This window comes from Duganella sp. CF402 (genome assembly GCF_900109645.1).
Taxonomy (GTDB): Bacteria; Pseudomonadota; Gammaproteobacteria; order Burkholderiales; family Burkholderiaceae_D; genus Rugamonas.
Window position 1 is genome coordinate 2111525 of the sequence record NZ_FOBG01000001.1, and the last position, 13116, is coordinate 2124640.

General features: G+C 66.3%; 7 protein-coding genes. 4 read left to right on the forward strand and 3 right to left on the reverse strand.

Annotated features, from left to right (window positions below; all coding sequences use genetic code 11):
* Positions 1-8: 8 nt before the first annotated feature.
* From BMZ70_RS09425 to BMZ70_RS09435, 3 genes are read right to left on the reverse strand one after another with little or no spacing between them, the layout of a single operon-like run.
* Positions 9-2414, reverse strand: a complete 2406-nt coding sequence (locus BMZ70_RS09425) for a bifunctional acetate--CoA ligase family protein/GNAT family N-acetyltransferase (protein WP_092272835.1) — start codon at positions 2412-2414, stop codon at positions 9-11.
* Positions 2415-2421: 7 nt separating this feature from the next.
* Complete coding sequence (locus BMZ70_RS09430; RefSeq protein WP_092272838.1) at positions 2422-3411, reverse strand: DUF2804 domain-containing protein; 990 nt, start codon at positions 3409-3411, stop codon at positions 2422-2424.
* Positions 3408-4589 (reverse strand): winged helix-turn-helix domain-containing protein, encoded by a 1182-nt coding sequence (locus BMZ70_RS09435; protein WP_092272841.1) that lies wholly within the window; start codon positions 4587-4589, stop codon positions 3408-3410. The genes BMZ70_RS09430 and BMZ70_RS09435 overlap by 4 nt, the downstream gene beginning before the upstream one ends.
* Positions 4590-4724: 135 nt before the next feature.
* On the opposite strand from BMZ70_RS09435, the gene BMZ70_RS09440 reads away from it, so the two are divergent.
* The 4 genes from BMZ70_RS09440 to BMZ70_RS09455 all read left to right on the forward strand — a co-directional run bounded on the left by BMZ70_RS09440 (position 4725) and on the right by BMZ70_RS09455 (position 13110).
* Positions 4725-7361 (forward strand): sensor domain-containing diguanylate cyclase, encoded by a 2637-nt coding sequence (locus BMZ70_RS09440; protein WP_092272844.1) that lies wholly within the window; start codon positions 4725-4727, stop codon positions 7359-7361.
* A gap of 66 nt (positions 7362-7427) precedes the next feature.
* A complete protein-coding gene (locus BMZ70_RS09445; protein WP_092272847.1) occupies positions 7428-8654 on the forward strand; it encodes an exonuclease SbcCD subunit D C-terminal domain-containing protein in 1227 nt (408 codons plus the stop codon).
* Positions 8651-12553: an AAA family ATPase gene (locus tag BMZ70_RS09450; RefSeq protein ID WP_092272850.1), complete on the forward strand. Its 3903-nt coding sequence runs from the start codon at positions 8651-8653 to the stop codon at positions 12551-12553. The genes BMZ70_RS09445 and BMZ70_RS09450 overlap by 4 nt, the downstream gene beginning before the upstream one ends.
* 41 nt (positions 12554-12594) lie before the next feature.
* A complete protein-coding gene (locus BMZ70_RS09455; RefSeq protein WP_092272853.1) occupies positions 12595-13110 on the forward strand; it encodes a putative metalloprotease CJM1_0395 family protein in 516 nt (171 codons plus the stop codon).
* Positions 13111-13116 lie beyond the last annotated feature (6 nt).

The window sequence follows — 13116 nt, forward strand, 5'->3', positions numbered from 1 at the left end:
TTCGAATGCTATCGCAAAGGCAGTTGTAGACGCACCATTCCTGCCTCCGGATGCGGCAATACCACGCCGCCGAAATGGCGTATCAGTTTTTGCACGCCGCCGTTCTCCGACAAGGCGTCGCCGACGATCTCGCGCGTGCCTTGCGCGCGGAAATAATCCACCAGTTTCTGGAACAAAATATAGCCGAGTCCGCGCCCTTTCAAATCGGAACGCACGATGATGGCAAATTCAGCGGACTGATTATCGGGATCGGTCACCGCACGTACCACGCCCAGCGTCTCCGGCTCGCCGGCGGCGTTGGGGCGGGTGGCGATGAAGGCCATCGCGCGGTCGTAATCGATTTGCGTCAGGCGCGCCAGCTGGGCCGGTGGCAACTCGCGCATGGCGGTGAAGAAGCGCAAGCGCACATCGTCCGGGTTCAGCGCACTGAAGAAAGCTTGATGCTGCGCGCCGTCTTCCGGGCGGATGGGCCGCAGCAGGATTTGTCCGCCGCCCCAGTCCAGCCGCTCTTCCAGTTCCTGCGGATACGGGCGGATCGCCAGCGCGGCGCGGCGCGCCCTCGCCTTCGCCAACTGCATGCGCGCCCCCAGCGCCACCACGCTGCCGCCGATCGCCAGCAAGGGATTGAGATCGAGTTCGGTCAGCTCCGGCAAATCGGCCACCATGTCGGCCACTTGCACCAGCGTGCGTGTCAACGCTTCGGCATCGGCGGCGGTCTGGCTTTGCGCCAGCAGGCGCGAGACGCGGGTGCGGCTCACCATGTCGCGCGCCAACGGCATGTTCAGCGGCGGCAGGCCAGCCGCGCGGTCGGCCGCGACATCGGCCGCGATGCCGCCCTGACCGAAAAACACCACCGGCCCGAACACCGGGTCGTGGCTAATTTGAATGCGCGCCGCTGCCAGCGTGGCGCCGGTCAGCGCGGCTTGCTGAGGTGTAGCCAGTGCCAGGCCGTAAGCCGCCATCAGCGCGCGTGCATCGGTGTCGGACAATTCACTGCGACCGGCCGCCAGTGCGGCTTGCACCAGCCCGCGCGCGGCCGAACGCTCGACGGCGCTGGTGGCCGGCACGCCGGCCGGCACTTCCATCAGCAGTTCCTGATTGCGCCGGTACTGGGCGATTTGCAGGAAGCCGTTGACGGCTTTTTCCGGCGTGTCGTAAGTCGGTAGGCCCGCGTCGGAGAACACTTTACGCGCCTGCGCCACCGAGCTGCCGCCCAGCCAGCAGGACAGCACGTTCTTGTTCGCCGCCTGCATGATGGGGGCAACGGCGGCCGCAATCAGATCGCTCGCCACCATCGCAGTCGGCGCGTGCAGGAACAGCAGCGCATCGGCCTGCGGCTCGCGCAGCAGCGCCTCAACGGCGCCGGTGTAATGCTCGACCGGCGCATCGGCCAGGAAGTCGAGCGGATTGGTTTGCGGGGCGCCGGCCTGCATCAGGCGCTTGACGGTGTCGGTCGACAGCGGCGCCAGTTGCGCGCCGCTGCACGCCAGCGCGTCGGCCGCGATCAGGCCCAGGCCACCGCCGTTGGTCAGCACCGCCAGCCGCTCGCCGCGCTGCGGGCGCTGGCGCGCCAGCGTTTCCACGGCGTCGAACAAATCCTCGGTGGAGTAGACGCGCAGCATGCCGGCGCGGCGGATCGCCGCATCGAACACCAGGTCCGCACCGGGCGCCGGGTCGCGCCCGACTTTCAAAACGATGACCGGTTTGCCGCGCGCCGCCAGCCGCCCGGCCGACATGAATTTGCGCGCGCTGCTGACCTTTTCGATGCACAGCAGGATGGCTTCCGTATCGGGATCGGCGGCCAGGTAGTCGAGCAAGTCGCCGAAATCCACGTCCACGCCGTCGCCCATCGCGACGAAGCGCGAAAAGCCGATGCCGCGCTGGCCGGCCCAATCCAGCACCGCCGTCGCCAGCGCGCCCGATTGCGAGACGAAAGCCAGCCGCCCGCTGCCCGCCGCCATTTGCGTGAAGCTGGCGTTCAATCCCAGCGCCGGCGATTGCAGCCCCACGCTGCCGGCGCCGAGGATGCGCAGCAGGTGCGGCTTGGCCGCTTCCAGCATCGGTTCGCGCAACGCGCGTCCGCCGCTCTGGCCCGGATCGGCCGTCATCACGATGGCGGCCTTGGTGCCGGCCTGCCCCAGCTCCGTAATCAGGCCCGGCACCGTGGCAGGCGGCGTGCAGATGATGGCCAGGTCGGCCGCCGCCGGCAGCGCATTCACGCGCGGATAGCACGGCATGCCGCGCAGCTTGTCGTGCTTGGGATTGAGCGGCCACACCTTGCCGCCGCCGTTGGTGAAGGCGCCGTCCAGCAGGTTGGCCAGCACCCGCGTGCCGATGCGCTGCGGATTGTCCGACGCGCCGATCACGGCCACCGAACGTGGTTGGAACAGGCGGTCGAGATTGCGGATGCTCATGGCGTTTTCACCAGCGGGATGAATGGTCTTCGGTCACGCCCATCAGCTGCGAGACCATGCGTTTGGGCTGGTCCGGCGCGCTGCGCACCCAGCCACTGAAAGTACCGATCGGTTGCAGGTAGCGGCTGGCCGCCACCACCATTTTCTTGTCGTCGCGGCGCGCGCCTTCCGGCGTGAAGGTCAGGTCCAGCATATCGTCTTCGGTGAAAATATGCCACTGCGACAGCGCATCCTTTTTATCGTACAGGAAGTGGGCCGGAGCCAGCGCAATCAAGTCGCCGTCCAGCCACAGCGCATTTTCGTGATCGCCGAAATAGCCGGCCTGCAGGTTGAAGCCAAGCTCCATATTGTGCGCCGAGGCCCAGCGCCAGTCGGTATTCCGCGCCAGCAGGCCGTTGGAATAATCGAAGCTGGCCACGCCGCCATCGAGCTTGTACTCTTCACGGAAGGTGCGCACCTCTCCGCTGAGCGGCATGGCCGACGATTTCTGCGTCGCGTGCACAGAACCCTTGGCGATCGGCCCGGTGGCCAGCAGCAGCGGCGACGGGCCAGGGCCGAAGCGGGCGTCGATTTCGAGATAGTCGCAGCGCAGCGTCAATTGATAGCTGCCGTCGCCATTGGCATCCACCGCGATGTGGCAGCCCTTGGCCTTGAAGCTGCTCGATTCGCCCGCGTGGTTGGCCAGCTTGGCCGACACCAGCGGCAGACCGTCCTGCGAGAAGTTGGCCAGCATGTCGCCGTCGCTGCGGTCGAAGGCGTAGGCGAAGGCGGTGCTGATCCAGCCCAGGTCCACGATCGCCACCGCGCAGAACACCTGTTCCGTGCAAAGCGCCACGTAATGCCAGCGCTTGTGATGGAAGCGCCGCCACAGCGGGCTGCGGGCAAAGGGCTTGGCCAGCTGGCTCCAGTCGATGTTGCCGACCTGGCCGGCGTAGCGTCCAAACAGCGGTTGACCGTCTGCGGCCAGCAGGCTGGCGGGGGCGGCGGGCAATGTCATGCAGCTTCCTTCTGTGTTATTTTGATTTGCGGGCACTCATGCCAGTCGGCCAGCCGCTGCAAGGCGCCGTTCACGTCGCGCGTGAGGCGCTCGCTGATACGGACACCGGGTTCCAATATTAATGACTTCACTTCGAATATGCCCTCGCGCCGGTGCGCCTTGGCGTCGATGCGGCCGACCAGCGCGCCGCGCCGCAGGATGGGCAGCGTGAAGTAGCCGTATTTGCGTTTCTCGGCCGGCGTGTAGCATTCCAGCCGGTAGTCGAAGTTGAACAATTCCTGCGCGCGGCGGCGGTCCCATACCACCGGGTCGAACGGCGACAGGATGGTGGTCAGGGTCGGCGTCAATGCGCCGGCGGCAGCTTGTTCCAGCAAGTCAGCATGGTCGGGATGAACGTAGATCGGATCATCCCAATCCTCCACCCACGCGCGCAGCAAGGCCCCCTCTTCGACCAGCGTTTCGGGATCGAGGCGCGGCGGCTTGGTGCGGAAGTAGTCGCTGATCCAGGCGGCGCGCGCGCAGCCCAGCGCCTTCACGGCTTTCAGCACCAGCTCGCGCTGCACCTCTTCCTTTGAGCGCAGCTGGCTGTCGTCCCAATCCGGCAGCACGCGCTCCGCCAGGTCGTAGATACGCTGGAAGTTGTGGCGCGCGGCGATCATCAGGGCGCCGGTGGTGAACAGCACTTCCAGCGAGCGCTTCTCCGGCTTCCAGCTCCACCAGCCGCCGCCCTGGCCATCGGTGCGTTCAAAATCCGACGAGCGCGTGGGACCGTTGACGCGGATGTGTTCCAGTACCGCCTCCACATCGGCACGCCGTTCCGTCATCCACGTGGCCGAATATTTCCAGCCCATCGCCTCCGGATCGAGCATGCGGTGGCGATACAGGCCGTAGTCCTCGACCGGCACGAAGCAGGCCTCGTGTGCCCAGTACTCGAACAACTCGCCGGCGGCCAGCGCCTGCTCCAGCCACGCTTGCGGATAGTCGCCCAGGCGGCTCCACAGCACCAGGTAGGGGCTGCGCGCCACCACGTGGATGGTGTCGATCTGCAGCACGCCCATTTGGCGGATCGCCTCCAGCACGTCGGCTTGGCGCGCCTTGCGGCGGCGCGGCTGCAACAGCCCTTGCGCCGCCAAGTGCAGCGCCCGCGCGGCGGACAGGCTCAATATCGGTTCAGTCATGCACGCTATTCTAATAAAGAAATCAACATTGCCTGTGATCGGAATGCGACTTTTTTCACGCCAATCACGCCAAACGCAGTATTTCCGTGCAGAATAACCGCAGAGTGAACCGCCCCGTGAAGAGGACGTAATCCAATGCGTGAATTCCTGCTCCGTTTGTACCGCGCCATCCTGCTGCCCGCCTTTGGCGCTGCGCTGCTGGTCTTTATGTGGGGCGCGGTGACCTACCAGGTGAAGCAGGAAAAAATAACCGCTCGTCACGAAGCGGTCGTACAGAGTCAGTCGCTGGCGCGCACCCTCGCCGAGCACACCAACCACCTGCTGCGCCAGACCGACCACGCCACCCAGCTGTTCAAGCTCAAATACGAGGAGACCGGCGGCGGCCTGCGGCTGGCCGAATTCACCCGCAAGAACGGCCTGCTCGATTCGCTGCTGCCGACCAAGCTCGATCTGCCGCTGGCCATCCTCGACAACAAGGGCCAGATCGTCGACAGCATGAACGGCTACTTCGCGCCGGAGCTGATGCAGGCGCCCTTCTTCCAGAACCACGCCAACAACCCGGCCGACGTCTCGCTGGTCTCGACGCCGGTGGTCGACAGCCGCACCAAGAAATGGCAAATCCAGATTTCGCGCCGCCTGAACCACGCCGACGGCAGCTTCGCCGGCGTGATCGTGGTGATGATGGACCCGACCTACTTCGTCGAAGACTACGACCGCCTCGACGTCGCCCCCGGTGGCGCGGTGATGCTGATCAGCCGCGAGAACGGCATGTCGGCTGCACGCATCGACGACCAGGTCATCATCAGCGACAGCATCGACTTCAGCGTCACGCAACTGAGTGTGGCGCCGCCGCAGGAGGAGCTGGTGCTCAAGCGGCCGTTCGACGCCACCGAACGCATTTACGGCTATACCGACATGCCGCGCTTCCTGCTGATGGCGGTGGTCGGCAACCCGATGGATATCGCGCTGGAACGCTTTGAACGCCGCCGCACCATGTACTACGGCGCCAACCTGGTGGCGTCGGCGGTGGTGCTGCTGTTCTTCTACCTGCTGGTACTGCAGGCACGCCGCCTGCGCAGCAGCGCCAGCATGGTGATCGAGGCGCAGCTGATGTTGCGCGCCGCCGCCGACGCCAGCCTCGATGCGGTGTTCCTGCTCAAGGCCTGCCGCATGCGCGGCGCCCAGCGCGAAATCCTCGACTTCACCATCGCCGACCTGAATGAACGCGGCGCCCAGTTGCTGGGCCGCCGCAGCGCAGACCTGAAAGGCAAGCGCCTGCTGGAAGTGATGCCCGAGCTGCATTCGCAGGGCTTCGTCGAGAAATTCCGCCACGTGCTGGAATCGCGCCAGCCGCTGCAAGAGGAGATCGAGGCCAACTTCCTGCCCCATCGCGACATGCACTGGCTGCACCACCAGATCGTGCCGATCACCGACGGCGTGGCGATCACCGTGCGCGACATCACCTCGCGCAAGGAAACCGAACTGGCGATGCGCAAGAACCAGGCCGAACTCGCGGCCGTCAACGACGCCTCGCCGCTCGGCCTGTTGCGCGCTGACGCCACCGGCCACTGCACCTACGTCAACCGCACTTTTGAACTGATCACCGGCATCACCCGCGACGAAGCGCTGGGCGATGCCTGGATGCGCGCGGTCCACCCGCACGACCGCCCGGTGCTCAAGACGGCGCTCAAGCACATGGCGCAAACCCGCGCGCCGTACCAGGATACGCTGCGCTGCGTGCACCCGGACGGCATGATCGTGTGGGTCTCGTTCAAGGTCGCCGCAATGGTGGTGGACGGCAAAGTCTACGGCTACGTCGGCACGGTGGACGACATTACCCATGTCCGCAAATCCGTGATGGCGCTGCGCGAAAGCGAGGCGCGCCTGCGCACCATCGCCGACACGCTGCCGGCAATGGTGGCCTACATCGATGCGGAGCAGGTGTACCGCTTCCACAACCTGGCCTACGAGCGTGAATTCAACCGCACCGGCACCACGGTGCTGGGCCGCACCATCCTCGAAACGATGGGCGCGGAACGCCACGCCTTCCTCGAACCCTATGTGCTGCGCGCACTGGCCGGCGAAACGCTGACCTTCGAGGAGGACGATAACAGCGACACCAGCGACCGCACTTTCGAGGTGGTCTACATCCCGCAGATGGACGAGGAAGGCGTGAAGGTAATCGGCTTCCACGTCATGCGGCAGGACATCACTTCGCAGAAACGCGAGAAGCAGCGGCTATTGCGGCTGTCGCAAGTGGACGCCCTCACCGGCCTGACCAACCGCGCCGGCTTCCTGCAAAAACTGCACGACGCCATGATCGGCGCGCGCGCCAACGGCAACCAGATGGCGGTGATGTACATGGATATCGACCGCTTCAAGCCGGTCAACGACACCTACGGCCACGGCGTCGGCGACGCCCTGCTGAAAGCCTTCTCGGCGCGCCTGACCCACACCATGCGCGCCAGCGACACCATCGCGCGGCTGGGGGGCGACGAATTCACGATTGTCATGGACCGCATCCACCGCATCGACGACGCCACCGCGCTGGCAGCCAAGATCGTGTCGGCCATGCAGACCGAGTTTGACCTCGACGGCACGGTGGTGTCGATCTCCACCAGCATCGGCCTGACCTTCTACCGCGACGAGGATTTGAGCCCGGCCGAACTGCTGAACCGCGCCGACGTGCTGCTGTACGAGGCCAAACAGGCGGGCCGCAACACCTTCCGCGCCGGTCCGGCCATCCCCCCACTGACAAGTAACGCGGCATAAATCAAACCGGGGACGGCCAGCTTGCGCTATATTGAGCGCTTTCCGGCTGTTTGTTGATTTTTTCTCATGCGTTTGCTGCACACCTCCGACTGGCATCTCGGCCAATCCCTGCATAATTTTGAGCGTCATTACGAGCACCAGCGCTTTCTCGACTGGCTGCTGGACGCGATCGTCGCCGAACAGGCCGACGTGCTGCTGATCGCCGGGGATGTCTACGATAACGCCAATCCGTCGTCGGCCTCGCAAAAGCAGTTGTACACGTTCCTGCGCCGGGCGCGCGAGCGCGCACCGCACCTGAACCTGGTCGTCATCGCCGGCAACCACGATTCGCCAGGCCGGCTGGATGCGCCCGGACCTTTGCTTGAAGCGCACGGCACGCGCGTGATCGGCGCGGTGCAGCGCCTGGCCGACGGCCAGATCGACGTGGAATCGCTGGTGCTGCCGCTGACCGCGCGCGATGGCTCGGTGGCCGCATGGTGCCTGGCCGTGCCCTTCCTGCGTCCCGGCGACGTGCCGCGCGTGGCGAACGAGGACGGCGCCGATCCTTACCTGGCCGGCATCGCTCAGCTCTACAAACAAGCGTTTGAACTGGCCGTCAGCAAGCGGCAAGACGGCCAGGCCATCATCGCGATGGGCCATTGCCACATGGTGGATGGCCAGATGTCCAGCGATTCCGAGCGCCGCATCGTCATCGGCGGCACCGAGATGCTGCCGGCAGGGATCTTCGATCCAGACATCGCCTACGCGGCGCTGGGCCATTTGCATCTGGCGCAGAACGTCGGCAAGCAGGAACATATCCGCTATTGCGGCAGCCCGCTGCCGCTGTCGTTCGCGGAGGTGAATTACAAGCACCAGATCCTGCGTATCGACCTTGATGGCGCCGCGCTGCGCGAAATCGTGCCGGTGCCGGTGCCGCGTGCGGTGGAGTTGTTACGTGTTCCGTCCAAGCCCGCGCCGCTGGCGCAGGTGCTGGAAGAACTGGATGCGCTGTCACCGCCGGAAGCGCCGCCCGAGCAGCAGCCGTATCTGGAAGTCCGTGTGCTGCTGGAGCAGCCGGAGCCCGGCCTGCGCGCGCGCATCGAAGCGGCGCTGGATGGCAAGGCCGTGCGCCTCGCGAAGATCGAAACCTCGACCGCTGCCCGCGCCTCGTCCATCGATCAGGAGGTGATGACGCTGGACCAACTGGAAAAGCTCAAGCCCGATGACATATTCAGGCAGCTTTACCAGCAGCGCTTCGGCAACGATGCGCCGGCCGATCAACTGAGCGCCTTCGCGGAGTTGATGCAGCCATGAGAATCCTGAAAATCAGCGGTAAAAACCTGGCGTCGCTGGCCGAGGAATTCTGCGTCAATTTTGAATCTGAGCCTTTGGCATCGACCGGCCTGTTCGCCATCAGCGGCCCGACCGGCGCCGGCAAAAGCACCCTGCTGGACGCCCTCTGCCTGGCCTTGTACGACGCCACCCCGCGCCTGCTGCGCGTGGCAGGCCGTAATTACCTCGCCGACGTCGGCAACGAAACCGTCTCCACGCAGGACCCGCGCACGCTGCTGCGCCGGGGCACGGCAGAAGGTTACGCCGAAGTGGAATTCGTCGGCAGCGACAACGCCACCTACCGCGCGCGCTGGAGCGTGCGCCGCTCGCGCAACAAGGCCGAAGGCGCTTTGCAGCCGACCAGCATGTCGCTTCTTCTGCTGCCGACCGAGCAGCCTGTCGGCGGCACCAAGACCGAGGTGAAAGCGGAAATCGAGAAGCGTATCGGGCTGTCCTTCGAGCAGTTCACGCGCGCGGTGCTGCTGGCGCAGAATGAGTTCTCCGCCTTCCTCAAGGCCGAGGACAACGAGCGCGGCGAGCTGCTGGAAACGCTGACCGGCAGCACGGTCTACTCCGAAATTTCCATGCGCGCTTTTGAGCGCAACAAGCTGGAACAGGCGGCGCTGCAAAAACTGAACCTGCGGCTGGCGGACCAGAAGCCGCTAACCGCCGAGCAGCGCGCCGAGATCGAAGCGAAACAGGCCGACGCCGGCGTGGCGCTGCAAGCGCTGGACCAGCAAAAGGCGGAGCTTGAGCAGGAACTGCGCTGGCATCAGCAAGCCGAAAAACTGGCGCAGGATGAACAGGCGGCGCAGCAGGCCGTCGCCGCCGCGCAGGCCGAGGTGGCAGCCGCCGCGCCGCGTCATGCGGCACTGGCGCTGGTCGATGCGGTGCAGCCTGCGCGTCCGCTCGCGGACGAGATACGTCGCATCGATGGCGAAATCGAGGGCACGCAAGCCGCCATCGCCACCAGTACGCACAACATGCAGCAGGCCGCGCAGGCGTTGGAAGCGGCCAACGTCGCCCTCGCGCAATCGGCCGCCAGCCAGCAGGATGCCGAAGCCGCGCAACGCGCCGCAGCGCCGCAACTGGATCAGGCCAAGGCCCTGGACGCACGCATCGAAGCGATGCTGCCGGCCTATCGCCAGGCCGCCGCCGCGCACGACAAGGCACAGCAAGCCGACGCCGCCGCCAAGGCCGCGCTGCAATCGAAGCAAAGCGAGCAAACCCGCGTGGCAGCGCAACAGCAGGCCGGCGTGGCATGGCTGCAGCAGCACAAGCATTGGAAGGCTCTGGCGCTGCAATGGGAACGCTGGGACGTGCTGTTCGTGCAGGCCGGCCAGGCGGCTGCGACGGCGGAACGGCTGGCGTCCGGCCTGTCGCGCGTGCAGCGCAACGCGCAGGCGCACCGAGACGAGGAAGCTGACGCCAGCGCCAGGCTGGCCGCCGCCGTAGCGGCGCTGCAATCGCTGGACGCGCAGCGCCAGCAGGCGACGCAGGCGATGGCCGCGTACTCGGTTGAGCAGCTACAGGCGTCCCGTCGCAGCCATGAACAGCGGCGCGACGTGCTGGCCGGCGCCGAGAAAATCTGGCTGGAGCTGGCCTCGCACCAAGCACGCCACGGCCAGATCGAGGCGCAATCGGCGCAGCTGCGGCAGGCCATGACGGCGGCCGAGGCGCAGGTCGCGGCGTCGCAACAGGAAGGCATCGCCATCATGGCGGCGTTCTCGCAGGCCGAGCGCGCGCTGCGGCTGGCGGAAGCGGCTTGCGCCAAGAGCGTGGAGTCGCTGCGGCAATCGCTGGAAGACGACACGCCCTGCCCGGTGTGCGGCGCGCTCGATCATCCGTATCGCCACAACGACGACAGCCTGCAAAACATGCTGCGCGAGTTCCAGGCCGATGTGAACAAGTGCCGCCAGCAGATGGAAGCCAATGTCAACCAGCAAGCCGCGCAACGCGCCACCGCACAAGCCAGCGCCGAACAGCTAAACGTCCTCGCCATCGAACAACGCTCGGTGCAGCAAGCACTGGAGCGCGTCACCGCCGCCTGGTCAGCCCATGCGCTGCACGCGCAGTACGCACAGCAAGCAGCGCTGCCGCCGGACGTCGAGCGCGCAGCATGGTTCGTGGCGCAACTGGCCGAGACGCATCAAGCCTTGCAAGCCATCGAGCAGCAAGAACGCGCCTTGCACGCCGCCCGCACCGCTCGCGACCAGGCGCAAGCCGCCTATGACAGCGCCGCCGCCGAGCACACGCGCCTGCAAACTGTCGCCGCCGCCGCGCGCACCGCGCTGGCGCAATCGAGCACCGAATACAAGGCACTGGAAGACCAGCGCATCGAAGTCGCCCTCACACTGAGTGGCCTGCTGTCCGATCTGGATCCCGCCTTCAGCGGCGGCGAAATGCCAAGCGAAGAATGGAAAGAAGACTGGCGCTCCGGCCCGGCGCGATTCTACGAAGCGCGTCAGGCCGAGAGCAAGCAATGGCTGGCCTACCGCACCGCCTACGACGAACGCTTGGCCCTGCTGGCTGGCTTTGAAGTCGAACTAAACGCACTGGCCGACGCCCTCGCCAAAACTGGCCACGACGCGCAGGCAGCCGGCGAAGCCTTCGCCGCCGCCGACGCCGCGTTGAAAGCCAGCCAGGACCAACGCATGTCCATGTGGGGCGGCAAAGAAGTCCGCGACGTCGAAGCCGCGCTGCAAGCCGCCATCGACAACGCGAAAGCCCGCCACGCCGCCGCGCAAACCGCAGCCCAGCAAGCCGCGCAAGCCAAGGTCCGCAACGACGAAGCACTGGCGCAAGCAGGCAAACAGCTCGCAGCGCTGCAAGCCGCAAGCACCGTCGCCGCCGCGCGCCTGCAAGACTGGCTGGCCGCATTCCAGCAGCGCCAGCCCGACGCCGGCCTGCAAGACCTGCAGCAACTGCACGCGCTACTGGCCCGCTCCGCCGACGACATCAACGCCGAACGCCAGGCGCTGCAAGCCCTGTCCCGCGCCGCCGACCACGCCGCGACCGTCCTGCAAGAACGCCAGCGCCAACGCGAGCAACACCAACTCACCGCGCCGCCACCACGCAACGCCGACGGCACGCAAGCCGCCGCCGCGAGCGATCCCGCAAACGCCGACAGCGCCGCCGCCGACCTGTGGGCCGCCGATGCGCAGACCGAGGCCGAGCAGTCCACCGATGACGCCGAACCTGTCGCATCGCCAACCGCCATCATCGCCTCCCTGCTAAACGCCCTGCTAACCGAACGCAAAGCCGCCAGCGACCACGCCACCGCGCTGCAGCTCGCACTGGCGCAGGACGACGAAAAGCGCCACCGCTCCTCCGCCATGCTGGCCGAAATCGAGCAGCAAGAAACCATCGCCCAACGCTGGGCGCGCATGGATGACCTGATCGGCTCCGCCGACGGCAAGCGCTTCCGCAACTACGCCCAGCAATTCACGCTGGACGTCCTGCTGGGCTACGCCAACGCCCACCTCAACCACCTGTCGCGCCGCTACCAGCTGGAACGCATTCCCAACAACAGCGGCCCATCCCTGGCCCTGCTGGTACGCGACCAGGACATGGGCGGCGAAATGCGCTCCGTGCACTCGCTGTCCGGCGGCGAATCCTTCCTGGTCTCGCTGGCGCTGGCACTGGGACTGGCCTCCCTGTCCTCCAACCGCGTGCGGGTCGAATCGCTATTCATCGACGAAGGCTTCGGCAGCCTCGATGCCGACACCCTGCGCGTCGCAATGGACGCATTGGACGGCCTGCAAGCGATGGGCCGCAAAGTCGGCGTCATCTCCCACGTGCAGGAAATGACCGAGCGGATCTCGGCCAAAATCCTGGTCCAGCCCTCCGCCGGCGGCCGCAGCACGATTAGCGTCATGTAAAAAGCGCCGGTGCTATCATGTAGCCTCCGCGAGGCACACCCATGAGCATCGGCGCCCTATCACCGAGTTCCAACACCGCCACGCCGGCGCGCAGCGAGCCGCCGGTGCAGGTGCCGTCGTCCCCTGCGGCCGACAAGCCCACCACCGCCGCGCCCTCCAGCACCACCCAGCTCTCGTCCGAAGCCCTGGCCCTGATCGACCAGCTCAAAGCGCGCGACCTCGAAGTGCGCCAACACGAACTGGCCCACATCGCCGCATCCGGCGGACTGGCCACCTCCGGCGCCACCTACACCTACCAGCGCGGCCCGAACGGCGTCAGTTACGCCATCGGCGGCGAAGTCAATATCGACACCTCGCCCGGCGCCACGCCCGAAGAAACCATCGAGCGCGCCCGCACCATCCGGGCCGCCGCGCTGGCGCCGGCCGATCCCTCCGGCCCGGACCGCGCCGTCGCCGCCCAGGCGCAGCAGATGGAAGTTCAGGCCCGCGCCGAACTGGCGCAGCGCGCCTACCAGGACGAGCCGGCAGCCAGCCCCACGCTCGATCTCTACGCGTGAGTGATA

What these genes read in the sequence shown, in the direction of transcription:
- BMZ70_RS09425 (WP_092272835.1), bottom strand. Translation starts at nt 2,414, where the DNA reads ATGAGCATCCGCAATCTCGACCGCCTGTTCCAACCACGTTCGGTGGCC.
- BMZ70_RS09430 (WP_092272838.1), bottom strand. Translation starts at nt 3,411, where the DNA reads ATGACATTGCCCGCCGCCCCCGCCAGCCTGCTGGCCGCAGACGGTCAA.
- BMZ70_RS09435 (WP_092272841.1), bottom strand. Translation starts at nt 4,589, where the DNA reads ATGACTGAACCGATATTGAGCCTGTCCGCCGCGCGGGCGCTGCACTTG.
- BMZ70_RS09440 (WP_092272844.1), top strand. Translation starts at nt 4,725, where the DNA reads ATGCGTGAATTCCTGCTCCGTTTGTACCGCGCCATCCTGCTGCCCGCC.
- BMZ70_RS09445 (WP_092272847.1), top strand. Translation starts at nt 7,428, where the DNA reads ATGCGTTTGCTGCACACCTCCGACTGGCATCTCGGCCAATCCCTGCAT.
- BMZ70_RS09450 (WP_092272850.1), top strand. Translation starts at nt 8,651, where the DNA reads ATGAGAATCCTGAAAATCAGCGGTAAAAACCTGGCGTCGCTGGCCGAG.
- BMZ70_RS09455 (WP_092272853.1), top strand. Translation starts at nt 12,595, where the DNA reads ATGAGCATCGGCGCCCTATCACCGAGTTCCAACACCGCCACGCCGGCG.